Source organism: Shouchella miscanthi, from assembly GCF_007725405.1.
Lineage (GTDB): Bacteria > Bacillota > Bacilli > Bacillales > Bacillaceae_D > Shouchella > Shouchella hunanensis.
The window spans coordinates 2716376-2740620 of sequence record NZ_CP042163.1 but is presented as its reverse complement, the minus strand read 5'-3'; the positions used below and the strand labels follow the sequence as shown (position 1 = coordinate 2740620).

The 24245-nt window shown below is 40.2% G+C and carries 29 protein-coding genes and 9 tRNA genes; 28 read left to right on the top strand and 10 right to left on the bottom strand.

The window, feature by feature from the left end; genetic code table 11:
- Positions 1–11 precede the first annotated feature (11 nt).
- The 4 genes from fabI (at position 12) to FPV17_RS13870 (ending at position 2285) form a co-directional block, all read left to right on the top strand.
- Positions 12–791 carry an enoyl-ACP reductase FabI gene (fabI, locus tag FPV17_RS13885; RefSeq protein WP_035397055.1) on the top strand — a complete coding sequence of 260 codons (780 nt, stop codon included), beginning with the start codon at positions 12–14 and terminating at the stop codon, positions 789–791.
- A gap of 106 nt (positions 792–897) precedes the next feature.
- Complete coding sequence (locus FPV17_RS13880; protein WP_035397053.1) at positions 898–1224, top strand: DUF1360 domain-containing protein; 327 nt, start codon at positions 898–900, stop codon at positions 1222–1224.
- 243 nt (positions 1225–1467) lie between these two features.
- On the top strand, positions 1468–1806 hold the full coding sequence (locus FPV17_RS13875; RefSeq protein ID WP_144559270.1) for a hypothetical protein: 339 nt from the start codon (positions 1468–1470) through the stop codon (positions 1804–1806).
- Positions 1803–2285, top strand: a complete 483-nt coding sequence (locus FPV17_RS13870; protein ID WP_144559269.1) for a glycosyltransferase — start codon at positions 1803–1805, stop codon at positions 2283–2285. Before FPV17_RS13875 ends, FPV17_RS13870 begins: the two co-directional genes overlap by 4 nt.
- Positions 2286–2300: 15 nt before the next feature.
- Here the strand turns inward: FPV17_RS13870 and FPV17_RS13865 are convergent, their stop codons facing one another.
- From FPV17_RS13865 to FPV17_RS13855, 3 genes are all read right to left on the bottom strand, one after another.
- The gene (locus FPV17_RS13865; RefSeq protein WP_144559268.1) at positions 2301–3215 is read right to left on the bottom strand and encodes a glycosyltransferase family protein; all 915 of its coding nucleotides are present in this window, start codon (positions 3213–3215) and stop codon (positions 2301–2303) included.
- Positions 3212–3940: a hypothetical protein gene (locus tag FPV17_RS13860; protein ID WP_144559267.1), complete on the bottom strand. Its 729-nt coding sequence runs from the start codon at positions 3938–3940 to the stop codon at positions 3212–3214. The genes FPV17_RS13865 and FPV17_RS13860 overlap by 4 nt, the downstream gene beginning before the upstream one ends.
- 142 nt (positions 3941–4082) lie before the next feature.
- On the bottom strand, positions 4083–4784 hold the full coding sequence (locus FPV17_RS13855) for a BMQ_0737 family morphogenetic spore coat protein (protein ID WP_144559266.1): 702 nt from the start codon (positions 4782–4784) through the stop codon (positions 4083–4085).
- 503 nt (positions 4785–5287) lie between these two features.
- Here FPV17_RS13855 and FPV17_RS13850 point away from each other — a divergent pair.
- Together FPV17_RS13850 and FPV17_RS13845 are read left to right on the top strand one after the other, a co-directional pair.
- Positions 5288–6541, top strand: coding sequence for a nucleotide sugar dehydrogenase (locus FPV17_RS13850; RefSeq protein WP_060703888.1), 1254 nt, complete (start codon positions 5288–5290; stop codon positions 6539–6541).
- A gap of 9 nt (positions 6542–6550) precedes the next feature.
- Positions 6551–7507, top strand: a complete 957-nt coding sequence (locus tag FPV17_RS13845) for an NAD-dependent epimerase/dehydratase family protein (RefSeq protein ID WP_035397044.1) — start codon at positions 6551–6553, stop codon at positions 7505–7507.
- On the opposite strand, the gene FPV17_RS13840 is transcribed toward FPV17_RS13845, so the two are convergent.
- On the bottom strand, positions 7496–7906 hold the full coding sequence (locus FPV17_RS13840; protein ID WP_035397042.1) for a hypothetical protein: 411 nt from the start codon (positions 7904–7906) through the stop codon (positions 7496–7498). The two genes, FPV17_RS13845 and FPV17_RS13840, sit on opposite strands and share 12 nt — an antisense overlap.
- A gap of 88 nt (positions 7907–7994) precedes the next feature.
- Between FPV17_RS13840 and FPV17_RS13835 the strand changes: the two genes are divergently transcribed.
- Complete coding sequence (locus FPV17_RS13835; RefSeq protein WP_144559265.1) at positions 7995–9542, top strand: glycosyltransferase family 2 protein; 1548 nt, start codon at positions 7995–7997, stop codon at positions 9540–9542.
- 112 nt (positions 9543–9654) lie between these two features.
- Positions 9655–10743 (top strand): glycosyltransferase, encoded by a 1089-nt coding sequence (locus FPV17_RS13830; protein WP_035397038.1) that lies wholly within the window; start codon positions 9655–9657, stop codon positions 10741–10743.
- Here FPV17_RS13830 and FPV17_RS13825 read toward each other — a convergent pair.
- A complete protein-coding gene (locus FPV17_RS13825) occupies positions 10717–12099 on the bottom strand; it encodes a glycosyltransferase (RefSeq protein WP_246117040.1) in 1383 nt (460 codons plus the stop codon). The genes FPV17_RS13830 and FPV17_RS13825 overlap by 27 nt on opposite strands.
- Before the next feature lie 82 nt (positions 12100–12181).
- A complete protein-coding gene (locus FPV17_RS13820) occupies positions 12182–14470 on the bottom strand; it encodes an ATP-dependent helicase (RefSeq protein WP_144559263.1) in 2289 nt (762 codons plus the stop codon).
- Between the two features lie 75 nt (positions 14471–14545).
- On the opposite strand from FPV17_RS13820, the gene hlpB reads away from it, so the two are divergent.
- The 12 genes from hlpB to FPV17_RS13760 all read left to right on the top strand — a co-directional run bounded on the left by hlpB (position 14546) and on the right by FPV17_RS13760 (position 17946).
- Entirely contained in the window at positions 14546–14845 is a 300-nt protein-coding gene (gene hlpB, locus FPV17_RS13815; protein ID WP_035397035.1) for an HNH nuclease-like protein HlpB, read from the top strand.
- A gap of 61 nt (positions 14846–14906) precedes the next feature.
- Positions 14907–15905 (top strand): ATPase, T2SS/T4P/T4SS family, encoded by a 999-nt coding sequence (locus FPV17_RS13810; protein ID WP_144559262.1) that lies wholly within the window; start codon positions 14907–14909, stop codon positions 15903–15905.
- A 3-nt stretch (positions 15906–15908) separates the two neighbouring features.
- Positions 15909–16946, top strand: coding sequence for a competence type IV pilus assembly protein ComGB (comGB, locus tag FPV17_RS13805; protein ID WP_144559261.1), 1038 nt, complete (start codon positions 15909–15911; stop codon positions 16944–16946).
- Positions 16947–17103: 157 nt separating this feature from the next.
- Positions 17104–17176: transfer RNA gene (locus tag FPV17_RS13800), tRNA-Ala, on the top strand.
- An 8-nt stretch (positions 17177–17184) separates the two neighbouring features.
- A tRNA-Ser gene (locus FPV17_RS13795) sits at positions 17185–17277 on the top strand.
- Between the two features lie 47 nt (positions 17278–17324).
- A tRNA-Met gene (locus tag FPV17_RS13790) sits at positions 17325–17401 on the top strand.
- 4 nt (positions 17402–17405) lie between these two features.
- A tRNA-Gln gene (locus FPV17_RS13785) sits at positions 17406–17480 on the top strand.
- Positions 17481–17487: 7 nt separating this feature from the next.
- Positions 17488–17559, top strand: a tRNA-Gly gene (locus tag FPV17_RS13780).
- Positions 17560–17584: 25 nt separating this feature from the next.
- Positions 17585–17655, top strand: a tRNA-Gly gene (locus tag FPV17_RS13775).
- 21 nt (positions 17656–17676) lie between these two features.
- Positions 17677–17750, top strand: a tRNA-Ile gene (locus tag FPV17_RS13770).
- A gap of 15 nt (positions 17751–17765) precedes the next feature.
- Positions 17766–17856: transfer RNA gene (locus FPV17_RS13765), tRNA-Ser, on the top strand.
- Between the two features lie 7 nt (positions 17857–17863).
- Positions 17864–17946 (top strand) — tRNA-Leu (locus FPV17_RS13760).
- 22 nt (positions 17947–17968) lie between these two features.
- On the opposite strand, the gene yidD is transcribed toward FPV17_RS13760, so the two are convergent.
- Entirely contained in the window at positions 17969–18211 is a 243-nt protein-coding gene (gene yidD, locus FPV17_RS13755) for a membrane protein insertion efficiency factor YidD (RefSeq protein WP_035398872.1), read from the bottom strand.
- Between the two features lie 162 nt (positions 18212–18373).
- Between yidD and comGC the strand changes: the two genes are divergently transcribed.
- The 7 genes from comGC (at position 18374) to FPV17_RS13720 (ending at position 20700) form a co-directional block, all read left to right on the top strand.
- Entirely contained in the window at positions 18374–18685 is a 312-nt protein-coding gene (gene comGC, locus FPV17_RS13750; RefSeq protein WP_035398870.1) for a competence type IV pilus major pilin ComGC, read from the top strand.
- Entirely contained in the window at positions 18672–19097 is a 426-nt protein-coding gene (gene comGD / locus FPV17_RS13745) for a competence type IV pilus minor pilin ComGD (protein ID WP_158332084.1), read from the top strand. The genes comGC and comGD overlap by 14 nt, the downstream gene beginning before the upstream one ends.
- Positions 19078–19371: a hypothetical protein gene (locus tag FPV17_RS13740; RefSeq protein WP_035398866.1), complete on the top strand. Its 294-nt coding sequence runs from the start codon at positions 19078–19080 to the stop codon at positions 19369–19371. The genes comGD and FPV17_RS13740 overlap by 20 nt, the downstream gene beginning before the upstream one ends.
- A complete protein-coding gene (locus FPV17_RS13735) occupies positions 19352–19813 on the top strand; it encodes a competence type IV pilus minor pilin ComGF (protein WP_035398863.1) in 462 nt (153 codons plus the stop codon). The genes FPV17_RS13740 and FPV17_RS13735 overlap by 20 nt, the downstream gene beginning before the upstream one ends.
- Positions 19791–20153 carry a competence type IV pilus minor pilin ComGG gene (comGG, locus tag FPV17_RS13730; RefSeq protein ID WP_035398862.1) on the top strand — a complete coding sequence of 121 codons (363 nt, stop codon included), beginning with the start codon at positions 19791–19793 and terminating at the stop codon, positions 20151–20153. Before FPV17_RS13735 ends, comGG begins: the two co-directional genes overlap by 23 nt.
- A 46-nt stretch (positions 20154–20199) precedes the next feature.
- A complete protein-coding gene (locus FPV17_RS13725) occupies positions 20200–20385 on the top strand; it encodes a YqzE family protein (RefSeq protein ID WP_035398860.1) in 186 nt (61 codons plus the stop codon).
- A 72-nt stretch (positions 20386–20457) separates the two neighbouring features.
- Complete coding sequence (locus tag FPV17_RS13720; RefSeq protein WP_038485837.1) at positions 20458–20700, top strand: DUF2626 domain-containing protein; 243 nt, start codon at positions 20458–20460, stop codon at positions 20698–20700.
- A gap of 50 nt (positions 20701–20750) precedes the next feature.
- Here the strand turns inward: FPV17_RS13720 and FPV17_RS13715 are convergent, their stop codons facing one another.
- Entirely contained in the window at positions 20751–21383 is a 633-nt protein-coding gene (locus FPV17_RS13715; protein WP_060703902.1) for an MBL fold metallo-hydrolase, read from the bottom strand.
- Positions 21384–21507: 124 nt separating this feature from the next.
- Here FPV17_RS13715 and FPV17_RS13710 point away from each other — a divergent pair, with 124 nt between their 5' ends.
- Positions 21508–21693 carry a DUF2759 domain-containing protein gene (locus tag FPV17_RS13710; RefSeq protein ID WP_035398858.1) on the top strand — a complete coding sequence of 62 codons (186 nt, stop codon included), beginning with the start codon at positions 21508–21510 and terminating at the stop codon, positions 21691–21693.
- A 42-nt stretch (positions 21694–21735) separates the two neighbouring features.
- Here FPV17_RS13710 and FPV17_RS13705 read toward each other — a convergent pair whose 3' ends face one another.
- Positions 21736–22536, bottom strand: a complete 801-nt coding sequence (locus tag FPV17_RS13705) for a YqhG family protein (protein ID WP_035398856.1) — start codon at positions 22534–22536, stop codon at positions 21736–21738.
- Complete coding sequence (locus FPV17_RS13700) at positions 22523–24199, bottom strand: DEAD/DEAH box helicase (protein ID WP_035398854.1); 1677 nt, start codon at positions 24197–24199, stop codon at positions 22523–22525. The genes FPV17_RS13705 and FPV17_RS13700 overlap by 14 nt, the downstream gene beginning before the upstream one ends.
- Positions 24200–24245 lie beyond the last annotated feature (46 nt).

Below are 24245 nucleotides of genomic sequence, written 5' to 3'. Positions count from 1 at the left end.
AGGCTTAACAGATGAAATCAATTGATTTAACTGGACGTACATATGTAGTAATGGGTGTAGCGAACAAGCGAAGCATTGCATGGGCAATTGCACGATCACTAGACGAAGCCGGTGCAAAACTCGTTTTTACATACGCAGGAGAACGATTAGAAAAAAATGTAAAAACATTAGCTGAATCTCTTGAAGGAGAGCATCTCGTTCTTCCTTGTGACATTTCGAGTGACGAAGAAATTGATGCAACGTTTAACGACATTAAAGAACAAGTTGGAACCATTTCTGGTGTTGCGCACTGTATTGCTTTCGCCAATAAAGAGGAATTAGAAGGCGAGTATTTAAACGTTACCCGTGATGGCTACCTTTTAGCTCAAAATATTAGTGCCTATTCACTAACAGCTGTCTGTAAAGCAGCACGTCCGCTTATGACAGAAGGTGGAAGCGTGATGACGTTAACGTACTTAGGTGGCGAACGCGTTGTGAAAAACTACAATGTGATGGGCGTAGCGAAAGCAGCACTTGATGCAAGTGTAAAATATTTAGCAAATGATTTAGGAAAAGATGGTATTCGTGTTAATGCCATTTCAGCTGGACCGATTCGTACCCTTGCTGCAAAAGGAATTGGCGGCTTTAATGATGTTCTAAAAGAGATTGAAGAAAAAGCACCATTACGTAAAACGACGACACAAGAAGAGGTTGGCGACACAGCCCTCTTTCTTGCTAGCGATTTATCTCGTGGAATTACAGGTGAAATCATTCATGTAGATGGCGGTTATAGCACGCTATCTCTTGTATAATCTTTAATGCGACCGAAGTAATCGGTCGCTTTTTTGTTTTATGCAAACCCTATCTTCATATCTCCTTTCATATACTCATATATATAAAGGAGAGGAGGCGTCGGCAATGACGTGGTTTGAATGGTTGATTTTATTATTAGCAACAGCAAGAATGACAAGGCTCTTTGTCACCGACGATATTATGGAATGGTTTCGCAATTCTTTTATTCAGTTGAAAGAAGAAGATGGAACCTTGTATGCATACCCGAAAGGGAAAGGTTTACGTAAGTTTATTGGCTCATTACTGTCGTGTTATTGGTGTACAAGTGTGTGGGTAGCAGTATTCTTTTTTATTGGCTTTTGGTGCCTGCCAAGCTTCTTTTTTCCGATTTTTCTTTGTCTCAGCATTGCGTATGGAGCCGCTATTATTGAGTCCGTCTCAAGAAGGATTTAACAAATGTACACCCTTCTTATGCACCATAACGGTGGCGGGGGCGTTAGTCAGTATATCCAAACACGATTAGATGATATGACAATTTAATGCGTTGCAACTGCGCGCCAGTTCCGACTTGTATGGAGCAATGCTAAAAAGGAAACCTACTCATCCATTTATCCGCTTATCAATCGATTAAAAAATCTCTCCATTAAAAAAATAGAGCTTCATCATTTATGGGGCTTTCCATTTGGTGACGTTGAGATGCTGTTGCAAGTGCTTGGTTGTCCGTATACGGTATGTCTTCATGATTTTTTTGGGGTTTGTCCAAATGTTTTTTTTATTAATAATAACCGTCGCTATTGTGGAATGGAAAAAGATAGTACAGTTTGCGAAGGTTGCATAACAGAAACAGCAACTAGATCTATATTGGTAAAAGCAGGAGGTCCTTCTTTTACGGTCGATGAATGGAGAAATCGCTACCACTCGCTTTATAAAAAAGCATCTGCCATTGTTGCCCCTAGTGTCTCGACAAAAGAGATGTACCTAACCTATTTCCCTGATTTACAAATTACTGTTATTCCCCACTCCTTGCCCCATTGAAACAAAAACAAATTCGAAAGCATGACCAACAGAACCATAAGCAACTTCGTCTTGGCTTTCTGGGCAACCTCTTTTTACATAAGGGAGAGGATGTTGTGGCTCAACTGCTAGATCACCTTGATCAAGCCCCTCTTCCGTTAGCACTCTATTCCTATGGGGATCTCGCATCATCATTAAAGCAGAGAAGAAGAATCATTGAGCGTGGTCCTTATAATGGAGAAAATTTAGAAGCACTGTTAATCGAAGATCAAATTGATTTGATTTGTATCCCGTCCGTCGTTCCAGAAACCTTTTCTTACACCACACACGAAGCAATTAAGTTAGGTTATCCTGTTCTTGTTTTCAATTTAGGTGCACAAGCAGAAGCTGTTAAAACCATTGGGAGAGGATGGGTCGTGGAAGAGGTCTCAGGAGCAGCTCTTTATGAACAGCTCAAAAAAAGATGCTTAACAAAAGAAGAGCTTCACTCTTACGAGTAGTAAGAGTGAAGCTCTTTATAAAGTTGCTGAGCCCGATGGTAAAACGTATGCTCTGCAACTTTTTGGGCTTGAAAGGGCGTACTGAGTACGAATATCGTCGTTTTCTAATAATTTCTGAAGTTGGGTTCGCAAATTCTCTGAATTCGTAAATGTGGCAATGTCCGTTGGTGAAAAAAAATCTCGAATTCCACTTCGGTATTCACTAAGTTGACATGTTGCTGTAGCGGCAATTTCAAACGTACGATTGTTTATACTTCTAGCTTCAATGTCTTTGTTTCCAGTTCGATAACTATTTAAGACAACGCGCGATTGGCGATAGAGCCTGCCTACCTTTTCAGGTGATAACCAGGTGGCGATGTGGTCGGCTTTAGATGGAAGGTCATCCTTCTGCCAAGGTCCAACAACGGCCACCTTTAACGAAAAGTGCTGGTCAATTTGCTTTAACCAAGTCATTCGACTTTCATATGGGTAGCCAACAAACGTAAGATCATAGTGTGGAACACCGTTGTTCTTTGCAGGATAAAACGATTGATCATCGTAACCAAGGGGTACATAAGTGACAGAAATGGGTGTAGAATGATTGTTGTAAAATGCAGCGGACGCAGATTCGACAGACCATGCTACTGTAGCGAATGTAAGCACATCGAGCGAAGATGAAGTGTAATAAGGCTCTTCCGTTAACCAAACTGCTAATGGAGGAAGCTGATTTGCATGAAAAAGGTCTTTGTCTTTAGCTGAAAAAAAATAACCATTAAATGTTACGATCCAATCGACCTGGTTTTGTCGACAAAACCGGACCAGTGTTTGACCGTTACAGGCAGTATAAGATTGGGTGTAGACAGTAGCAAATACCGTTAATCCTTTTTTTAATGCGTTTTCAAAAAAAGGATAGACCCCACCAAAAGGAGATGTAAGGAATAAAAGATTCATGACACGGTTAAGGCAATCGTATTTAAAGACGCTTTTCCTTCAGTTAAATCCGCTCCATATACAAACCCTGTAATTTGTAAAGAAAGGGAAGTGTTTTTTTTAACTGCTGGAATCACCACTTCAAAGTCGGAAAAGGTTATAGATGATCGTGGTGGGATTTCGTCAATAGGAGGTGATAGCCAGAATTGTCCTGTTTGTTTTGCGTGCTTATCGGCTTGTTCCTCAACAAATTTCCACGTATCTGTTACGCCTTCTCGAGATACGGAATAGTGCTGCAGATTGTTCTTTGAACGTTCGATCCTTCCTGATAAATTGGCGAGTTCGGGTTTATTGAAACTTAAACAAATTACTGGATTAACTAAAGGAGATGCTCCTCGGTTTTCAATGATCATATGTCCTTTAATGACGAAGGGCTCCTCTTCATTTGTTTCAAAGGGGGCCATAATTGCATACGTGAAAAACGAGTCTACTTGAATGTCATTGTCCCCTAATGAAGGGGGATCCTCTACTTTTGGTGAGGAGATCGCTTCCGAAACAGCCGGATCATTCGCTAATTCCTCTAAACGAAGTGTTAATTCTTCAATCACCGCATCTTGGTCATGAATTCGTTTACGTTGATCTGTTAATAGTCGATCTTGTTTTACTACCTCTGAACGATAGTGAAGAATTTTTTGATTAAGTTGAATGATTTTTTTATCTAACGTATTCATTCGTTTTTCCGTCAATTAAACCGCCTCACTTTTTTAATTTCCCTTGCTACAGTCTATGAGACAGTTTCGAAAATAAGAAGAAAAAGCTGTGCATCTGTCCATTTGGAACGTAAGAACAGAAAAAAAGCCGCACTATTCGAGTGCGACCTACGCTTGTTTAGTTAACAGGCGATTTCTTTCCGAACCCTTTGCCAGGGAATACAACCGGGCACTGAGGTGGGAATTTGTTCTCGCTGCAAATGACATCAGATACTGGGAACTCATGTCTTGGCTTACAGTAAGCTGCTTCAATTTCTAAGCGAACATCAGCAAATACGTGAACATCTAAGCAGAACGAGAATGAAATATCGAGTTGGGAGAAGTTGGCATCACAAACTACTTCCGCGTCGCACTGACCTGCAGAAATAAATGCATCTACAGATGTGCCCTCAGGAGCACAAAGATAAAACGTTTGAATCGTTGCGAAATCAATTGGATCTGAGGTACAGATTAGGTTCCCAAGCTCATCTAGAATATCAACCTCGATTAATCCTTTCGCTAATACTTTTACTTTTTCTAAGCATACTTCTTCACCGTTCGGTAACGTAACTTCAACTTCTGTACGGCCGAATGGGTTTGTTACTTCGTTTGTTAGAAGTGAATTTTCTAACACACGGCAAACCGTTTGGTAGTTCGGGAATGCCTGTAGTAAAGCGCATAGTGAGCCTGGTCCCGGTGTTGGACCTGTGCAATCAGGGAAGAGCGTTGAAAGTTCAGGCTCTCTAAAGCTAAGTGTTGGTAAATCAACTTGACGTGTCACCCAATCAAAGACCTTCGGGACACTAATGCAAACATTGTGTTTTTCATGATCGTGACTCATGGAGGGACCTCCTTTTAATTTTAACCGTTAGTAGGCAGTTGTTAAAAATAACAAAGCAACTAAAGGCGTTCGGACTACTGTATAGTATGACTGTTGTCTAAATATGTGCGCTTATTTTTAAACCTTAAACAAACTTTCTTTTCTTTGCATAGAATAGAAGGCGTTCATTTTTCTAGATAAGGAGAGATTATAATGCAATATAAAAAGAATCCACATGGGTATTTCGTGACACAAAGACCAGTCGCTAAGCCAGCAGCAGATAAGAAACACAACACTGGCTGTTGTGGTAAGAAAAGACCTTAATGAGAAAAACCGTTTGTTTCTATTCTATAGAGATAAACGGTTTTTTGTTTCTCTCGGCTCTCCAGTTCTCTAAAATCGTTTCTTTATGAAAAGCATTTTTCGCTAAAAAAGGGCTTTACTGAACGTTTTGTTTTTGAGGTGAATAGTGTAGATCATTAGGCAAATGTACCAGAAAGATAAATAAGAGAGGTTTGTGTGACATGAAGAAACAGAATATAGCCATTGTTGGCTTAGGATACGTTGGGCTGCCTTTAGCCATTGAATGTAGTCGTAGAGGGCACCGTGTCATTGGCATTGATCAAGATCAAGGGAAGGTACATGACTTACATCGACACCGCTCGTATATAAACGAAGTGGACGATAAAGCGATTGAGGCGTTGATGAACGAATCGTTCACAGTAACAGACCAGTGTGAAGAAGCAAAACAAGCGACGGTTATTATTTTGTGTGTCCCTACACCATTAGCTAGTACCGGGACTCCCAATTTATGCTATGTGCAAACCGCTTTAAAACAATTAGCACCACACTTGCAACAAGGTCAGCTTCTTATATTGGAAAGTTCTACGTTTCCAGGAACAACAGAAGAAATCGTTGTGCCTCTTATTGAAAGAGAAGGATTTCTTATCGGAAAAACGTTTTTTGTTGGCTATTCACCAGAACGAATCGACCCAGGGAATAAGCAATTCCATTTAACCGATGTTCCAAAAGTAATAAGTGGCATGACTTCGGAATGTTTACAGAGAGTGAAAGATGTTTATGAAACCATATTTAAAGAGCTCGTGCCTGTCAGTTCAACAAGAGTGGCAGAAGCGGTGAAGATGTTTGAAAACACCCAGCGTTTTATTAATCTATCGTTTGTGAATGAAATGGCGCGTGCCTGTTACGAATTAGAGATTAACGTTGAAGAAGTCTTACTCGCTGCTGAAACGAAGCCATATGGATCTTCAGCATATCGTCCTGGACCAGGTGTAGGGGGGCACTGTATACCAGTTGATCCTCTTTATTTTAAATGGAAGGTTAATCAAGTTGGAGCGACAACACGGTTTATTGATCTAGCTAAAGCGGTTAATGATGAGCAGCCGGATTATATTGTCAAGCGAATACGGTCCCTCATTCATTCGGTGGAAGAGGCTGCCATTTTATTAATTGGGCTTTCTTACAAAAAGAATACTAGGGATACGAGAGAGTCTAAATCGATAGGAGTGGCGGAGCGACTCATTCAAGCAGGCTTTACTATTGCTTACCACGATCCTTTTGTACCGGTTTACACCTTGTGCGATCAAGCGTATCAATCTATTACGATCGCAGAAGATACGTTGGCTGTCTTTGATCTTGTTGTTTTACTGACCGATCATGATGATCTTGATTATGACAAGGTTGTACAGCACAGTAAATGCATTTTTGATACAAAACAATGTTTGAGCGTCGAAGGTCCGCATATTCACAAGTTATAGGAGGAGCGTATGAACATATTGGTGACAGGGGGACTGGGGTTTATTGGTTCTCACTTAACAGAAAAGCTACTTCAGGAAGGGCACACGGTATGCGTCATGGATCAAGTGGAAGATACACGTCTAGTGGAAGAATTCGTTCGCTCAAAACGGTTCTTTTTTATTAAAAGTCGGGTAGAAGATGCTGATGTATCCGAGCGCTGGATTAACTGGGCTGATGTCGTGTTTCATTTAGCTGCTTCACTTAGTGTTCGCCGTTGTGTAGAGGAACCAGATGAAATTATTGCAGGAAACTTAATCCCTGCGCAAGTCGTGTTGAAGAAAGCAGTCAACTCCAAGACGAAAGTCGTTTTTGCATCCACTTCTGAAGTATACGGAAAAAGTGAGAACTTGCCCTATAAAGAAGATGGTGATCGGTTAGTGGGAGCAACGAGTACCCATCGCTGGTGCTATGCGACAGTTAAAGCGTTAGAAGAGCACATGTTTTTGGCCGCTGCAAAGAAAGGATTGCCGGTGACAATTTTACGCTATTTTAATGCGTATGGACCGAGGGCAAAGTCGGGTTTGTATGGAGGGGTCATTCCAATTTTCATTTCAGCTGCTTTACGAAATGAGCCCCTTTCTGTTCATGGCGATGGTAAGCAAACAAGGTGCTTCACGTATGTGAAAGATACAGTGGAAGCGACGAGTCGAACAGTTGGCCATCATTGCAATGGTGAAGTGATTAATATTGGGTCTTCCACGGAAATATCCATTTTACAACTTGCACAGTCGATTATTCAGCTCACAAATAGCCAATCAGATATCCAGTTTATACCATATAAACAGGTTTATAAGAGTGGCTTTGAAGATATGAGGAAGCGCGTACCTTGTACGGAAAAGATGGAAAAGATACTTCACTATCAGGCATCTGTTTCCTTAACAGATGGGCTAAAAGACACTATTCGGTATTATCGCTTATTTCTTTGATCTAGTTTTCATATTTCGAGCGAACCAACTAGTTTGACTTGAATCTTCTTGCGTATCTTGTTGCTTCGGTAAACTGGCTTTACTAGAAAAGAAGACGGATTCATCTGGTGAATGAGGATGCTGCTGTTCATCCTGTTTCTTTTCAACTTTAGGTGCGGGTTCAACACTTTCCGTTTGTTGGCTTGTTTTAGGCGACTTGTTATCCGATGCCTGTTCTTTTAATCGCGCGCACTCTTCAAGAAGGTCTTGATTTTCTGCAAGCAATTCATCAATCATGTTGTAGTGATAATCATTTTTATAACGCTCTAGTTCTTTATTTAAGCGGACAATTTCTGATTCTGCATGGATGAGACGTTGATGAAGCTGTACGGGTGTTAGCCGTGAAGTGGATTGTGTCATTTTACTCAGTCCTCTCAGCTGGCATTTCTATCATCTTATGAACGAAAGAGGCGATTCATGATGCAAAAAAGAGAAAGGAAGGCGGCAAATGCAATATTTCCAGCGCAAAAATCAAAACCGTGTTAAGAAAGAGCACCCCCTGCAAAAACAGCCAGTCCAGCGGAATCATGCCTATCGATTAGCTGTTATTGTGCCGGCTATGAATGAAGAAGATACGCTGGGCGCAGTGCTGGATGAAATCAATCGGCTCATGCCTGATGAATTGATTGTTGTTGTAAATGGCTCGAAGGACCAGACAGCCGCTGTTGCCAGTGAAAAAGGTGCTAAAGTCATTCAATTTCATTACCCGCTAGGAAATGATGTAGGTCGTGCTATCGGTGCAGAAGCAGCAAATGCAGATATTTATTTGTTTACAGACGCCGATATTGTTATACAGGCAGAGCAATACATCCCTTTTATAGTAGCCATTGAAAACGGAGAAGATTTAAGTTTAAACTCTATTGATTGGATTACCCATTTTGATAAAGCAGATACGATTTCAGCTGGACGCTATTTTTTAAATCACATCCAGGGTCGAAAAGACCTTCGAGCAGAAAATCTCTTAACCATTCCACATACAATGAGCCATCACTTAATTCAAGAAATCGGCGTTTCTGCATTGGTAAATCCGATGCTTGCCAACAGTATGGCTTTACAGAAAACAAAGAACGTAACAGTCCCTTTTACAATTGATGTCTTAAAAATGAATAAACCTCGAAAGAATCATGTAGCAAAAGGAAGCGGTCAGCTTTCTACTGCGATGCAGCGTATGCAAGGTGATATGTTAGAAGCCCTTCATTACGTAATTCATCACGGTAATCGTGATCTCGTAGAAATACAAGTAGTGTGGGATGAGCAAGAGCTTGAACAATGCAGAGAGGCGTGGTGCAAAGATCAGCCGAAAAAACCTGTGTCTTTTGGCGTCTATATTGATGATCATTACGACACTTCACTTGTAACAACGATTGCTCAATTACAGCACAATGAAACGGTAGAAGTGATTCCAGTTGTTTCAGGAGAATGCTCTGTACTATGCTGGCAACTAGAGCAAATGAAACAACCTTACCTCCGCCTTCAACAAATTGAAAAAATGGGGCCTGCTTTTAAAGTTGGTCAGCGGTTTTCGCGAGGAGATTATTGTCTCTTTCATCACGGCTGTATACCATTAACCGTTTACCATATCGCTCAGTTTGTTGAACAAGCGATGATTCACCCAGATGCACTTATTTACAATAACCAAGAGCAGTTGTTTACTTCACTCGAAGACATGTCAGTGTTTTTTTCTGGCCAGCAGTTAGTAACCATGTTAAATCTTACAGCAAGTGCGCATCTATCAAGCCTGCTTCTACCGCCGTTTCTTTTGCCGCAAATGAAGGCACAACAAGTTGGTATACCTGAAAGATTGCAGATTGACCTTTTACTTGAAGACGTATCAATGTTTGCTGGGCCAGAGGTAAATGTGCAGCCATTTCTTCATATGTTTGAGGATGAACTTATACGTGAGTTGCTTCTCGGCTTTCGTTATCTATTTACAAAAAAACCGTTCGAGGTGGCTTTAGTGATGAGGGAAGGAGACGAGAGCTACTCCAAAATGTAGCAATCGAAGAATCTAGACTTAAGGTAGACAGTAGAAAGCTATCTTTATCCTATGTGTATACAGGCACATCCCAGCATGCTGACACATAAAATGGGCTGTGGAGGTGTTTCGGATGATTGAAATCAGTTTATGCTTAATTGTGAAAAACGAAGAAGCCGTGTTAGAGCGCTGCTTGTCCAGCGTGAAAGAGGTAGTAGATGAGATTATTATTCTAGATACAGGTTCTACTGATCGGACAAAAGAGATTGCTACTTCGTTTACAGATAAAGTGTATGACTTTACTTGGGTAAATCACTTCGCTAAAGCACGAAACAAAGCGTTCTCTTATGCAACGAAACCGTATGTCATGTGGCTAGATGCGGATGATATTTTAAAGGAAGAGGACCGTCAAAAGCTTAAATTACTAAAGTCTACCCTGGAAGAAAAGGTTGATGCTGTATCAATGGATTATCATTTAGCTTTTGATGGGAATGGAGGGGTGACATCGAGTATCAGACGATTTCGAATCGTAAAGAAAGAACGTGGCTTTGTCTGGCACGGAGCGGTTCACGAATATTTAGAAGTATACGGAGAATTGCATCATAGTGATATTGCTGTAACCCACTTATCGGCTGATGATGGCCACGATTTAACACGCAACCTTGATATTTATGAAGGGATGAAAGCGTCAGGGGAAGCGTTTACTCCAAGAGACTTGCTTTATTACGCGAATGAGTTAACAGATCATCGTCGGTTTGAAGATGCTGTTGAGTATTATTTGAAATTCATTAAAACGGATAAAGGTTGGTCAGAAGACCTCATTCGTTCTTGTAACAAATTAGCTGATTGCTATATAAACCTAGGCTTGCCGAAAGTAGCAAAAGATTGGACATTTCGAGCATTAGAATACGGAAAACCAAAACCAGAAACGTGCTGCCGTATTGGTCACTCCTTTATGGAGAAGCAAGCATTTTCAGAGGCGGTATTCTGGTATGAAATGGCGATACGTAATAAAGAAGAAAATGCTTACTTCCAAAATGTCGCATGCGAAACATGGATTCCAAATCTTCAACTAGCGGTATGTTACGACAAGCTTGGGTTTACAGAAAAAGCAAACGAGCACAATGAACAGGCAGCAACGTTTCTTCCGGATGATAGCCGAATTGAATACAACCGTTCTTATTTTAAAGAACAACTACAACTTCTTAAACAAAACGACTGATTGGTAGGTTTTGATTAAGTCTGACAATCCACTTAACTCTAAATCGAACTTTTTGCCTAATAAACTAACTTCATGAAAAAATGTACTTATTTTAGCATCGACAGGAATGTGTGTGGAAAATTGTTGGCGAATAGAGAATTGGTCAGTTGGAAACAGCGTATACAATGTTTGTGGTGTGAAAAAGCGTAAATGTGTGCGGTCTAGTATACCGGCATCACGATAATCAAAACGGCCAGTTAAAAGTGGAATTAGTGCTTCAGCATGAGCAATATTTGGGATACTCGCAATAATAGCTCCGTCTTTTTTTAGAAACTTGCTATATTCTTGAATCGTTTTCCAAGGGTCTTTTAAATGTTCTAAAACGTCAGCGAATAAAAGAACGTCAAAGGATTCTGTTTCCAGTGGAGGGATCGTTTCATCAATGTTGATGGTATAGACGGACTCATAATAGCTACGAGCAATCTGTGCCATCTTTTCATTTCCTTCTATGCCAACCAGCTTACATTGCTGCCGATTTAGTAACTGTAGACCAGTTGCACCTGCGCCGCATCCAATATCTAAAATACGTTTTGCATCTTGAGGCACGACTTGAACAAGCTCTGGTCTTCCGTGCATAAAATAAGAGAGATCGGTGCCCCATTTATTTACATAGCGTGCGTAATTTTCTGCGTAAGTTTGATTGAAATTAATTTCTGGGCTACCGGTGAACGTAGCATGACCGTGATGATGCACATGAGCATCAAGGGCAATCGCTAATCGAGAACCAGATTGAACGGCTCGTAAGCAAAAATCATCATCTTCAAAGGAGCCAATGGCAAACCGTTCATCAAATCCACCGATTTGATCAAAAACAGCTTTACGAACGAGTAAACAAAAGCCGACGAGACGCATGACGTATTTCTTTTGTTTGTCGTATACATCGCGTCTTTTCTTAGCGTACTCATCAATGTCATCAAGAGAATGGTATGGATCTTGAATAAGCTGTTCTCCGCTAACGTAATTACTAACCGGTCCAACTAAATCAATATGCTGGTCCGAGTCTAATGTTTGTTGCATACGAGTGAGCCACTGTGGGGTAACAATTGTATCGTTGTTTAAAAAGAGCAGCTCATCTCCTTTTGCTAGATCGGCTCCCTGGTTACATGCGCCTGCAAATCCTTTATTATGGTCGTTGGCAATAAAAGTAATACGTTCTTCTTTTTCCAATTCGCTTTTGGTTTCGTCAGTGGATCCATTGTCAATTACGATTACTTCAATCATTGACTGATCAGTATGCTTAAACAAACTATCTAAGCATAGCTTCGTTAAAGACCACTGATTGTACGTTAACATAATAATGCTTGTTAGTCGCTTCATTGTCATTTCCTACCTTTCATTTTTTTCTCCTTTATCAATCTATGAGCAGGGAAGGTTGTACTAGTCCAAAGGAAAAAACCGCTCACGACCGTGAGCGGTTTTTTAATACAGGAAGCAAGAAGCGAGACGCGAAGCTTCTATTCTCAAAATAATAAAGAGGAGAAGAAAGGTACAAGCGTGATTTTGCTCGTGTCATCGCTACATACAACAAGCGTCGCTCTTCTTGTAGAGGGGCTTCGTCTCCTTCTTTTAAAGCGTCTAAGGCATAATCATGTGGAAGAGACCGATCCACACAGCCAATAATATAGACATGCTCAAACTCTAGCCCTTTTGCACGATGAATGGTTAATAACTGTACACCTGAAGAATGGGGACGGTACTTATGTTCTTTTATTTTTACCGTCATACAGTCAATATAATGGAGAAAGGAAGCAACAGTATCATGTTGCCTGGCTAATGCTTTTAATTGTCTAAACGAATCGCTTCCTTTGTCCAGCTGATTTCCTTCTTGAGCTTGTTTCTTTAGTGTATCTTTAAAACCGATATCTTGTTCAATACTTTCAAGCGCTTGAATAGGAGTGAGTGTCGTTAATTTTCTACATAACTCTGGTAGCTGTTGCAACTTTTTTTTCTGAAACGGTTGTGTTCCGGTTAAAAATGGGAATGCTTCAAGTAATGTACAAGCTCGTTTTTGCTTGATAGCGATTAATTCTTGTTGTTTATCTTGCTTTAAGAATAAAGCTTGTAAAGCATAAGGAGCGGCTTCATCATGATCCTCATAAAGAGAAAGCCTTAAAAAAGCAAGTGCTTTCTGAACGATTGGCTTATCATAAAACGTCCCAGCTGTTTGATCTAATTGAAAGGGAATGTCGGCATCAATGAGACGCTCTGTTAGCGCACGTACCCCGGCGCTAGTTCGAAAAAGAACGGCAATTTGCTCGATAGATTGACCGGTTGCCAATGTAGAAGCAATTTCCTCAACAATAATTGATGCTTCCTCTTCCTCATTGTAGGGATAAAAAATTGTTGGTGTATTGTCCATTTTTGTTACTTGAGCTCGTAAGGTTTTCGATAATCGTTGCTGGTTTTTTTGTATAACCGTGTTGGCTGTCCCAATAATTTCATGGGTTGAACGGTAATTATCTTCAAGCGTCACAACCGTTGCCGATGGATAATATGATTGAAACGACTGAATAAAGGACGGATCACTCCCACGAAAGGCATAGATGGATTGATCATCATCACCGACTACGCAAAGGTTATTGTTCTTTTGAGAGAGCAAACGCACAATTTCAAATTGAAGTAAATTAATATCTTGAAATTCATCAACAGATAAGTAAGAAAATCGTTCTTGGTATTTTTCAAGTAAAGCTGAGTTCTCTTTTAAGAGCTCTAAACAACCTAATAAGATATCGTCGAAATCATAATAGTGCTGAAACTGCTTTTGTTGTTCATATTCTTGGTAAATCGTTTTTACTTTTTCCTCAAAAGCGGTTTTGGCTTGTACCTGTTCAGGGGGGATCATATGATTCTTCCAATAACTTATTTGCGTAACCGCTGAATCGTATGCAAATTCATTTTCATCAAGTCCAAGGGTCATACCTATTTGTTTAACAAGGTAATGAGGGGATTGAATTAATCGTGAGTGGTGCCATTGCTCGCTCTGATGGTGTTTAAGCATTTGTAAAAACAAGCTATGAAATGTCCGAATGAGTATTTTTTCGCCAATTTCCCTCGTAATACCAGGATAAAGTAGCATGCGTTCCTTCATTTCCTGTGCTGCTTTCGATGTAAAGGTAACGAGCGCGATGCGATTAATCGGAATGTCAAGCTCTGTGATCATATACGCAGCTCTTGCTGTTATGACACGTGTCTTTCCGCTACCAGCTCCTGCAAGAATAAGCAAAGGACCGTCTGTTTTTTTTATGCTGCGCCATTGATCATCATTAAACGACAGCGATGCATCTTCAAGAGTGCGGCGGTAAGAATCGTCTGGGCGGTCGGAGCGTTTTGGTTCCTGAAAACGATGTCGGACAACTAATGGTTCTGGCTCTTTCCAATCCGTTTCATTTGTTGGTTCCTTTTCAATTTGGCTATTCGTTGGTAAGCGAAAGCCGGAAAACTCTCTTGGTTGTGTCCGCGCTTTTTGAACAGTCATGGTTGAACTGGTCTCTGTATAACAAGCCTCATTTACTGGATCAGGGTGAATAAAGCTCGGTTTTTTGTGAATGGATAGTGCCATGCGTAAAGGAGCTTTACAGTGAATGCAAGTCAGTTTACCTTGCTTACTAGCTAAGTACAGTTTATTCCACTCAGATCGTTCAAGTGTGTGTATGTTAACGGTTTGATTAAAATATCGTGCTGTTTGCATGAGCGCTCCTTTCAAGCTTTTATCGTACCAATGAAAAGGGTAGACTTCAATATAAAGATAAAGGAGGGTGTAGGGATGAATAAGAAACAAGGCTGTTGTGAACTGTGTGAGCGTGAAAATGTCACCACAACAGTTCACCATTTACTACCAAAGGATGAAGGAGGGACGTTTGCAGAAACGGCGAATCTTTGTATCCCTTGCCACAAACAGATTCATGCGCTGTATACAAATAAAGAACTTGCTTCACGCTTAACAACCATTCTTGATTTAAAACAAGATGATAAACTAAGAAAGTTTCTAAAATGGATTCGAAAACAACCACCAGAAACCATTCCAAAAACAAAAACAGCAAGAAATCGAAAAAAAAGAAGGTGAAGCAGGGATTGAAGAAAGAACCGTAGAATAAATAGGTCAACGAAACAGAAAGGAGTAGTGGATGCATATACAGACAAACACGTTTATTAGTGATACGCTACTTATACAGGCATTAAAAGTAGGAGCGACAGATGTTCACCTTAGTCCTAGCAACGACGGCTATTGCGTCTATTATCGGATAACAGGCGTAATGACCTTTGTTCAGCGTATTAGTATTGAAGAATCTAAAAAGCTTTCGAATCATTTTAAATACGTTGTTGGAATGGACATTAGTGAACGAAGGCACTCACAAAGTAAGGCACTTGAATACAAGTGGAATGAAACGCCCATTGCAATGAGAATCTCTACCCTCCCTACAACCCCTTTAGAAAGTATCGCCATTCGAATTTTGAACAGCGCAAGCCTCCAACCATTACAAACTCTTTCTCCTTTCAAGAAAGACAAACATCATTTTAATCAGCTGTTAAATGCGACACCAGGACTAGTCCTAGTAACCGGTTCAACAGGTTCAGGGAAAACGACAACCATCTATTCCATCATAAAGCAACTTGTTGAAAAACAACGCTATCGAATTATTTCCGTAGAAGACCCTATTGAACATCGGATTGAAGGCATGACCCAAGTTGAAATTCAAACAAGGGGTGGTCTTTCTTTTAAACATGCGTTAAGGGCCATTTTAAGGCATGACCCAGACATTATCGTGATTGGTGAGATTCGAGATCAAGCAACCGCAGCTATAGCTGTCCAAGCTGCCAATACTGGTCATGTTGTTATTGCTAGCCTTCATGTGACAAATTCATTTTCAACGTTAGAAAGATTAAGGGATTTAGGGATAGAAAGTAGCCTTTCGTGTATTCAAGCTATTCTTTATCAAAAGCTCGTTACACAAAAAGAGGGAGGCAATCGTATGGCTATATTTGACTGGCTACTAGGGAAAGAGTTAAAGGAAGCGATGGATGGAGTGCAGCTGCAAGCTCCGTTTCTACCTGTCACAAAAAAGGCATGGGCAATAGGTATGATCGATGACGAGACTTGCATGCGTTTAAGTCAGACGAGGTAGTCCATGATAAAAAAACGTAAACGTATGACAAAGTTAATGAAGATCTCCTTTATTATGAAATTAGGAGAACTATTGCAGAGTGGGTATAGTACAGAACAGGCTTTATCTTTTTTATCTGTTCAATCAACAAAAGAAACGCAACGTATCATTCAACTTATGGAGCACAAGTTAACAAAAGGAGAGGCTCTTTCCTCCAGCTTATTGGATATGGAGTTGCCACTTGATGTTCAATCGTATATTTTCTTTTATGAAGAGCAGGGAAAGGTCGCAGAGGGACTAATGGAAGCAAGCAAGCTTTATCAAAAAAGGTTACAAACGAGCCTGCAGCTTCAGAAATTAGTACGCTATCCCCTTGTTTTACTGTTTGGTGCTATCGTCGCCCTCGTTTTATTAAATCTCTATATCGTGCCTCATTTCCAATCACTGTTTGTAACAATGAATCAAACACCCCCACGCTTTATTAAGTATTTCTTTGCCTTCCTAACAAACCTTCCAATTATTTTAGCTAGCTTCCTTCTTTTCGCCATAATGATGTACGCTGTGTTTAGAAAATATGTGCAAAAGCAAACGCCACATGAAAAGGTACGTTTGCTAATGAAATGGAAGCCAACTAACACAATGATAAGACAAGTAATTACATTTTATTTCTCATTGCAATTAGGGAAACTATTACAGACAGGGATGTCGATTCATGAAGCGATTTTCATTTTTGAGAAACAATCTTACATGCCATTTTTCAAAGATGAAGCGAATCAAATAAATCAATCCTTAAAGGACGGCTACAGCCTTGCCGTTTATTTAGAAACACAGCCATATTATATGGAGGAGTTACGCATTATCGTTGAAAATGGAAGTCGCACGGGTAAGTTAGCATCTGATTTACAGTTCTTTAGTAGTTGGATACTGGAAGAACTTGATCAAAAAATCGAACGAGGTTTGCAGGCTGTACAGCCGCTATTATTTCTTTTCATTGGTAGTTTTATTTTCTTTTTATTTTTGATTATCATGCTGCCAATGTATGAAATGTTTAATCTCATGTAGGCAAAACTTGCATGAGATTTCTTTAATAGGTAAAATAAAGAGACGAAAGAGATTCCAATAAAAATTTTAAAAAAGCCTTGTGCTTATGATTTTTATATGCTATATTATTAAATGTCGCTAAGGTAATCACTTACGACTTACATACGTCATGATTTATGGGGCCTTAGCTCAGCTGGGAGAGCGCCTGCTTTGCACGCAGGAGGTCAGCGGTTCGATCCCGCTAGGCTCCACTTTATACGGAGGAATACCCAAGTCCGGCTGAAGGGATCGGTCTTGAAAACCGACAGGGGTGTCAAAGCCCGCGGGGGTTCGAATCCCTCTTCCTCCGCCATATTTAATTCCTTTGTGAATAAGCAATGTCCAAATGCAATATAACGACGCGGGGTGGAGCAGTCTGGTAGCTCGTCGGGCTCATAACCCGAAGGTCGGTGGTTCAAATCCGCCCCCCGCAACCAACTTTGGGCTATAGCCAAGCGGTAAGGCAACGGATTTTGATTCCGTCATTCCCTGGTTCGATCCCAGGTAGCCCAGCCATTTATATGCGGAAGTAGTTCAGTGGTAGAACACCACCTTGCCAAGGTGGGGGTCGCGAGTTCGAATCTCGTCTTCCGCTCTTTTATGAAAATTATTTTTACCATGCGGGTGTAGTTTAGTGGTAAAACCTCAGCCTTCCAAGCTGATGATGTGAGTTCGATTCTCATCACCCGCTTTTTTATTTTGTTAATAAAAGGGGCCTGTAGCTCAGCTGGTTAGAGCGCACGCCTGATAAGCGTGAGGTCGGTGGTTCGAGTCCACTCAGGCCCATCCCTTATAGATTACGGAGAAGTACCCAAGTGGCTGAAGGGGCGCCCCTGCTAAGGGTGTAGGTCGTGTAAGCGGCGCGAGGGTTCAAATCCCTCCTTCTCCGCCATTAATGCGCGGGTGTGGCGGAATTGGCAGACGCGCTAGACTTAGGATCTAGTGTCTTTATGACGTGGGGGTTCAAGTCCCTTCACCCGCATACAAAAGAAAGACAACGACATTTAAATGTCGTTGTCTTTTTTTGAGGTTTTGGGACTCGGTACTTCATCAAAGCCACCTGGATGAAAAGGATGACATTTTAATAACCGTTTAATCGTTAAGTAGCTTCCTTTAATTGCACCATGCTGTTCAATAGCTGTTAGCCCATATTGAGAACAGGTAGGATAAAATCGACATCTAGGTGGCAATGCAACGGAGATATAGTTTCGATAAAATCGAATTAAACTTAATAAAATAAATTTCACGTAGAAAATCCTTTCATGCGAGCTCTCTCTTAGTATAACAAATAAATGAACGAGAAAAAGTTAAAAAGTTTGCAGGAATATGGAAGGTTTTGTCTAATTAAGTTCTAAGCTTAAAAGAAAGGAGGAAATGGATTTATACTTACGATAATGATGAGGTGATCTATGAAAAAAACAAGTAAGAGAGACGAAGGGTTTACATTAATTGAAATGCTTGTCGTCTTAATGATTATTTCTGTGTTGCTTTTGATTGCCCTGCCGAATATGAGTAAAAACACAGACATGGCCGGTGGAAAGAGCTGTGACGCCACGAAAAAGCTTGTCCAAACCCAAGTGGGCGCTTATGAAGTGGAACACGGAAAATTACCCGATTCTCTAGATGTATTAGTAGCTGAAAAGTATGTAGATCACATTACATGTGCATCCGGCAAAAAACTAGTATTAAATGGAAGACAAGTTGTTATTGAAAACGAATGAAGGTTTTACGCTTATCGAATTACTTTTTACTCTTCTCCTGCTTTCACTGTTTCTATTCCTCCCTATACTCTATTTCCAATCACAAGACAAAACCGTTCAAAAACAAACCATCGAGCAATTTAAAAATGATCTAGTGCATGCACAACATTTAGCAATGACAGAAGGGAAAGTGGCTACGGTACTTTTTGAAGACAATACCCTCATTTTATTTGTCGATCAAAAAGAAAAACGTCGTGTTGTTTACCCGACAAGTATAGAAATTGAACCTGTTACCATACAGTTAGAGGATGTAGCGTTTTTAGCGAATGGACATCCACGCAAGTCTGGTTCTTGGGATGTACGTACGGAACATTACCACACTCGATTTACGATTCAAATTGGAAAGGGGCGTATTGTTTATCGGCAACAATAAAGGGTTTATCTTAATAGATGCAATGGCTGCACTATTGCTTGTAAGTATTATGGGACTTACACTGTTGCCAACTTGTTTATGGATAATGGAGAAGCGACAAACCATTGTCGAAGAATTAACCCTCTTGTATGAGCTAGAAGAGAGACGATTGCTTTTACCACTGAATGAAGGGTGGCGTCCAACGACTTCAGATACTTCCATTGTAGAAAGCTGTGCGATAAGCTACGTGAAAAAACAAGAATTGCTATGTGTCTATGCGTTGGCACAACCATGAAGGGTTTACGTACGTAGAACAGTTAATTGGTTTAAGTATTGTTAGCTTTATCGTTCTTCTTTTAACCAATCTTTTTTTGTTCGTTCAAACGGATGTGAACCATAGCAATGTTGATGTTATTCGTTTTTTGAATCATGTTAATCAAGACGTAAAAGAAGCGGAAACAATAAGGTGGCATAATGAAGCTTTAGAAATCGTTATTGATGGTGCAGTCATTTCGTATGAGTTAAGGATGGAATCAAGAATACAGCGCTTTAAAGATAAAAAAGGCCTAGTAATCGTATTAGATGATGTCTCCACGTTTCATTGCTCTCCGCCATCATCTGATCGCCAGTTGTATGGGCAGCTCCATTGTTCCATTACACTAGAAACGGGTCAACACTATAAAAGACTGTTTGTTTCGACGAAAGAGTGGGTGCATGCGTATCAAACAATCAGATGAAGGGATGGTCTTTTTGCCAACCCTCTTTTTTTTGCTTCTGTTAACACTGTATCTTTTATGGCAAGTGGATCATTATCAGCGTGAACAAGCTTATTTGCAGGACCAAAAAGATCTTATGCAACTTGAGAATTTACTCCATATAGGAGTTCAAAAAGTAGTGACAGACAACGAACATGCTTTTTTCATACAGCTTCCAATTGGTGACGTTTTAGGAGAACGTTTGGATAAGAGTGAAAGGGCGTATAAGCTGAAAGCAACACTGCGCAACGGCAAAGAACGAGTTGCTACCTTTATGTTGGATTCAGTAGATGAGATGCGTGATGAGATGGAAAAGGATTAGCATATGATCAAATGATCTTGGGAAGACTAAAGGGTGAGGTGAGAATATGTCTTTTCAAGATTTATTAAAATTTGCGACCCAAGAAGCAGTGAAAAAAATTGATCAACCTAAATCTGAGCGAACTGAAAAACGTGAACAAAAGAAGATGGAGCGAGAACCTCTTTCTCATTGGGCATTCGGTATAGCTCCATTTGCTCTTTCGGTCTTTAAAAGACAGCTAAGACGTAAGTAAGCATTTACAAAAAATCATATTCTCGTATATAATGGGTAGGACAGCCGTCTAAGAAGAGGAGGGGTAGACATGATGGATCGCATGTATCGAGGCCTAGGGTTTTGGACAGGAATTTTTGCAGTTTTATTTTACATTGGCAATATGTATAATATGTCTCTCCTGTTTTTTGCGCAAACGTTTATTTTAATTGCGCTTGGCTACCTGAAGCTGTCTGAACGTGTATATGTGTATATTTTTGCAGGCTATTGTACGGTGTTTTTTGTAGGTTTTACATACTACGCTCTCTTTATCAATGTACCGAGCTTTGGGCACTAATATATACATACAGTAAACCGCCGCTTAACGTAAGTAAGCAGCGGTTTCTTTTAATAACCTGAGAGAAACGGATTATGATCCATTTCTTGTCCAATGGTGGTAAGCGGACCATGTCCGGATGCAACAACAGTGCCCTCAGGTAAAGGTAGTATCTTATTATGAATGCTAGCTAATAATAAAGCGTGATCGCCTCCACGGAGGTCTGTTCGGCCGATACTGTGTTGGAATAAAACATCTCCTGAAAATAAAACAGCTTCTTTTTGATAATAAAAGGAGACGCTTCCAGGTGAGTGTCCAGGTGTATGGAAGACAGAAAAGGTAAAGGAACCGATCGTTAATGACTTGTCTTCTGTAAGCAAAATATCTGCGGGCTTAGCGGTTGTGATGGGACGTCCCGTCAGGCGAGAGGAACCATTCAAGTCAGGGTCTTCTAACCAGCGGCGTTCTTTCGTATGTAAGTATACGGGTATGGAATAAGTATCTCGAACGGCATCGACAGCGCCAATGTGGTCAAAGTGTGCATGTGTAAGTAAAATAGCAAGTGGAGTAAGCTGTTCTCTTTTCAACCAATTAATAAGTGCTTCAGCATCCCCGCCTGGGTCAAAAATGACGGCTTCTTTCGCATCGTTATACAGTACGTACGCATTAGTTTGAATAGGACCTAATGGAATTTGTTTAAACATATGAAACCTCCTTTACTTGTGAAGTAAAGTGTATCATAGCGCTACTTATTAGAAAAGAAGAGCGCTCGACAAACGTAATGAAAACGAGTACAATAAAATCAAATACATACTGGAGGAAAAGCTCATGGTTTTTGCAGGTTTAGCATTATTAGTAGCAATTTTTTCTGTTGCAGGTGCCATCGTCAGTTTAAAGCGAAAAAACTTTTTCGCTGTAGGCTTTAGTGGCGTATCTGTACTTGTTTTTGGATTCTTTTCAATCGCAACAATCTATTCTTATATTGTTCGTGGTGGAGGAGTTCCTTTAGAATAGGACGAAAACAAAACCCAAGCTGTTCAAGCAGCTTGGGTTTTGTTATTGTTGGAACAATTGTTGATGCAGGTAAAAAATGCCCCCATTGACAATCGAAACGTTAATATGAGGTTCGTAGCGTTCGCGCAGCGCCTCTTTTTCAGCAAAGTAACTGTCTGGCTTATCATCAATACCTTCATAAAAGGACTCTAATAACGCTTCGTCATAAGCCCAACGCTTATTAGCAGATAAAGCCCACTCCGTTGGTTCGTTTTCAATATAGGTTTTCATCACTTTTTGAAGCCGAGTGATGCCAGACTCTATCCTAATAAGAGGAGAAAGGGTAAAGCAGTAATCAGGAATTTTTGGCGTCAATGTAAGTTGCTGCACTTTATCAAAAAATTGAGGAACAATTTGTCCGTGAATTAAATTCAGTCCTAGTGAAAGGAGAATGTCCTTTTTTCGATCGCACTGAAACGAAATATTGGCATTAATTGAAAGCCAAGGGTGTAAAGGATGTGAGCCTGCACTAACGTTTGATTTTGTTTCATACATACGTATAAAAGAGCCGAGTTCATTGGCTGATTCAAAGATTTGCGATAAACGAGGAGAACCGAAATGAATAACTTCTCCCTGCAGATCTTCTGGACAGCGATTTTGGTCTGTAATGAGAGTGATGGTCATCGGATTAGGTTCAGAACCGATTTTCTCTTGGTAATGCCAATAAAAAGGACGGTTCATAAGCGCTTTATCGAGTTTGATTGACAGTTTAACCGTTAAATGAGCTGGAGATTCTTCTACTAGAGTACTGTCATGAGTAAGGAAATAGCGCTTTAAATAGCTGTGAATATCAAGCTGATTCATGATCCTCTTTCTCCTCGTTTTCTGACTTCAGTTCTTCTTGAGCTTCATTAATCACCGCAGCAAGATGATCGAATTTAATTTTCATTTCACCGTCTGAAGAAGAATGTTCGAATATGTTGTTGACATGTTCATCTAAATCAGGCAGTTCGATTTTGGCAAGAATGTCATCTAGTTGACCGATGACAGATTCAAATAAATGTATTTTATCGTACAGCAAGTCTAATATTTTCTGTTCAATGGTATCTTGAACAGCGAAATTATAGATTTGCACATCATGTTGCTGACCTAAGCGGTGTAAACGTCCTATTCGTTGTTCAATACGCATCGGATTCCACGGAAGATCGTAGTTAATAATGTGGTGACAAAATTGCAAGTTAATCCCTTCACCACCTGCTTCTGTTGCAATTAATACTTGAGCATGGTTTTTAAAGAGCTCACGCATCCAATCTTTTTTTCCACGTTTAAATCCGCCTCGGAAAGGTACCGATGTAATGTGATGCTGTTTAAAAAACCACTGTAAATAAAGTTGCGTCGCACGGTACTCAGTAAAAATGATCACTTTATCATCAATTGATTTAATAAGCTCCAACGCTTTTTCTGCTTTCGCATGGCCTTCAATCGTAGCCGCCTCGTTTAGAAGATTGATTGCATAGCTAGGATCGCTTTCGTTTTCTTGGGCTTTTTCAATCGTATTTTTTAGTGTCATAAACACTGCTTCTCGACTTGAGCACAACTCTCGCTTTAAGGTTAGCAAAGTGAAGTGGTTAATTGCCCCTTTACTTTGTTCTAGCTTTTCATAGAACTGACGCTCACTTGTACTAAAATGAATAGGGATCGTTTGGACAACGCGCTTTGTCCATTCAATACCTGTATCTTCACGTCTGTTTCGTACCATTACTTTTTGAACGAGGGAACGCAGCTGTTCATCATTTTTAGCTGAGCGTTTGTCAGAGCGAAAGGCTTTATCAAAACTTTCAATGTTCCCCAGATGTCCAGGCTTAAGCAAGGATACAAGATTAAAAATTTCCTCAAGCTTGTTTTGAACAGGGGTTGCTGTTAAAAGCAAACAGTACTTCTTCTTTAGCAATCGGATAAATTCATAGTTTTTTGTTTTAGGATTTTTTAATTTATGTGCTTCATCAATAATAACCATATCATACGGTTGATCTAAGACAATGTCACGATGTGGTGCCCGTTTCGCGGTGTCAATGGAGGCAACGACCACATCGCACTGTTCCCACACATATGCTTTTTTTTGTGGGATAGCTGGAATAAAGAACTTTGAATTGAGCTCGTTTGCCCACTGAGAAACGAGGGAAGCGGGTACTAAAATAAGGGCTTTTTTCACTAGACCACGAATCATGTACTCCTTTAAAATAAGGCCTGCTTCAATGGTCTTACCTAGTCCTACTTCGTCAGCAAGAATCGCTTTTCCGTGCATCTCTTCAATAACGGTTTCTGCCGCTTCAATTTGATGTTGATAAGGCTGAAGCTGCGGAAGGTATCGTGGCGCAACAAGGCCGCTAAATTCTGGTATTTGTAAATGTTGTTGCGCTTCAAAAGCAAGTTTATAGGTTTCAAAGTCTGACCAAGGACCATCATGATCCATTTTTTCTAAAAACCGAACATTCCAGTCTTTATCGAAATTAATGTTAATATCCAACGGGTTCACATCCTTTATATTAAGAAAAAATATGCTGAAATTAAGA

Bases quoted from the DNA above. Each gene is read 5' to 3' on its own strand.
- FPV17_RS13735 (WP_035398863.1), top strand. From the start codon at position 19,352: ATGCGTTGGCACAACCATGAAGGGTTTACGTACGTAGAACAGTTAATT.
- comGC (WP_035398870.1), top strand. From the start codon at position 18,374: ATGAAAAAAACAAGTAAGAGAGACGAAGGGTTTACATTAATTGAAATG.
- FPV17_RS13820 (WP_144559263.1), bottom strand. From the start codon at position 14,470: ATGCAAACAGCACGATATTTTAATCAAACCGTTAACATACACACACTT.
- FPV17_RS13880 (WP_035397053.1), top strand. From the start codon at position 898: ATGACGTGGTTTGAATGGTTGATTTTATTATTAGCAACAGCAAGAATG.
- FPV17_RS13810 (WP_144559262.1), top strand. From the start codon at position 14,907: ATGCATATACAGACAAACACGTTTATTAGTGATACGCTACTTATACAG.
- FPV17_RS13825 (WP_246117040.1), bottom strand. From the start codon at position 12,099: ATGAAGCGACTAACAAGCATTATTATGTTAACGTACAATCAGTGGTCT.
- FPV17_RS13850 (WP_060703888.1), top strand. From the start codon at position 5,288: ATGAAGAAACAGAATATAGCCATTGTTGGCTTAGGATACGTTGGGCTG.
- FPV17_RS13830 (WP_035397038.1), top strand. From the start codon at position 9,655: ATGATTGAAATCAGTTTATGCTTAATTGTGAAAAACGAAGAAGCCGTG.
- FPV17_RS13865 (WP_144559268.1), bottom strand. From the start codon at position 3,215: ATGAATCTTTTATTCCTTACATCTCCTTTTGGTGGGGTCTATCCTTTT.
- FPV17_RS13725 (WP_035398860.1), top strand. From the start codon at position 20,200: ATGTCTTTTCAAGATTTATTAAAATTTGCGACCCAAGAAGCAGTGAAA.
- FPV17_RS13705 (WP_035398856.1), bottom strand. From the start codon at position 22,536: ATGAATCAGCTTGATATTCACAGCTATTTAAAGCGCTATTTCCTTACT.
- FPV17_RS13855 (WP_144559266.1), bottom strand. From the start codon at position 4,784: ATGAGTCACGATCATGAAAAACACAATGTTTGCATTAGTGTCCCGAAG.
- FPV17_RS13715 (WP_060703902.1), bottom strand. From the start codon at position 21,383: ATGTTTAAACAAATTCCATTAGGTCCTATTCAAACTAATGCGTACGTA.
- FPV17_RS13710 (WP_035398858.1), top strand. From the start codon at position 21,508: ATGGTTTTTGCAGGTTTAGCATTATTAGTAGCAATTTTTTCTGTTGCA.
- comGB (WP_144559261.1), top strand. From the start codon at position 15,909: ATGATAAAAAAACGTAAACGTATGACAAAGTTAATGAAGATCTCCTTT.
- FPV17_RS13835 (WP_144559265.1), top strand. From the start codon at position 7,995: ATGCAATATTTCCAGCGCAAAAATCAAAACCGTGTTAAGAAAGAGCAC.
- comGG (WP_035398862.1), top strand. From the start codon at position 19,791: ATGCGTATCAAACAATCAGATGAAGGGATGGTCTTTTTGCCAACCCTC.
- FPV17_RS13845 (WP_035397044.1), top strand. From the start codon at position 6,551: ATGAACATATTGGTGACAGGGGGACTGGGGTTTATTGGTTCTCACTTA.
- FPV17_RS13875 (WP_144559270.1), top strand. From the start codon at position 1,468: ATGCTGTTGCAAGTGCTTGGTTGTCCGTATACGGTATGTCTTCATGAT.
- FPV17_RS13720 (WP_038485837.1), top strand. From the start codon at position 20,458: ATGGATCGCATGTATCGAGGCCTAGGGTTTTGGACAGGAATTTTTGCA.
- FPV17_RS13840 (WP_035397042.1), bottom strand. From the start codon at position 7,906: ATGACACAATCCACTTCACGGCTAACACCCGTACAGCTTCATCAACGT.
- hlpB (WP_035397035.1), top strand. From the start codon at position 14,546: ATGAATAAGAAACAAGGCTGTTGTGAACTGTGTGAGCGTGAAAATGTC.
- fabI (WP_035397055.1), top strand. From the start codon at position 12: ATGAAATCAATTGATTTAACTGGACGTACATATGTAGTAATGGGTGTA.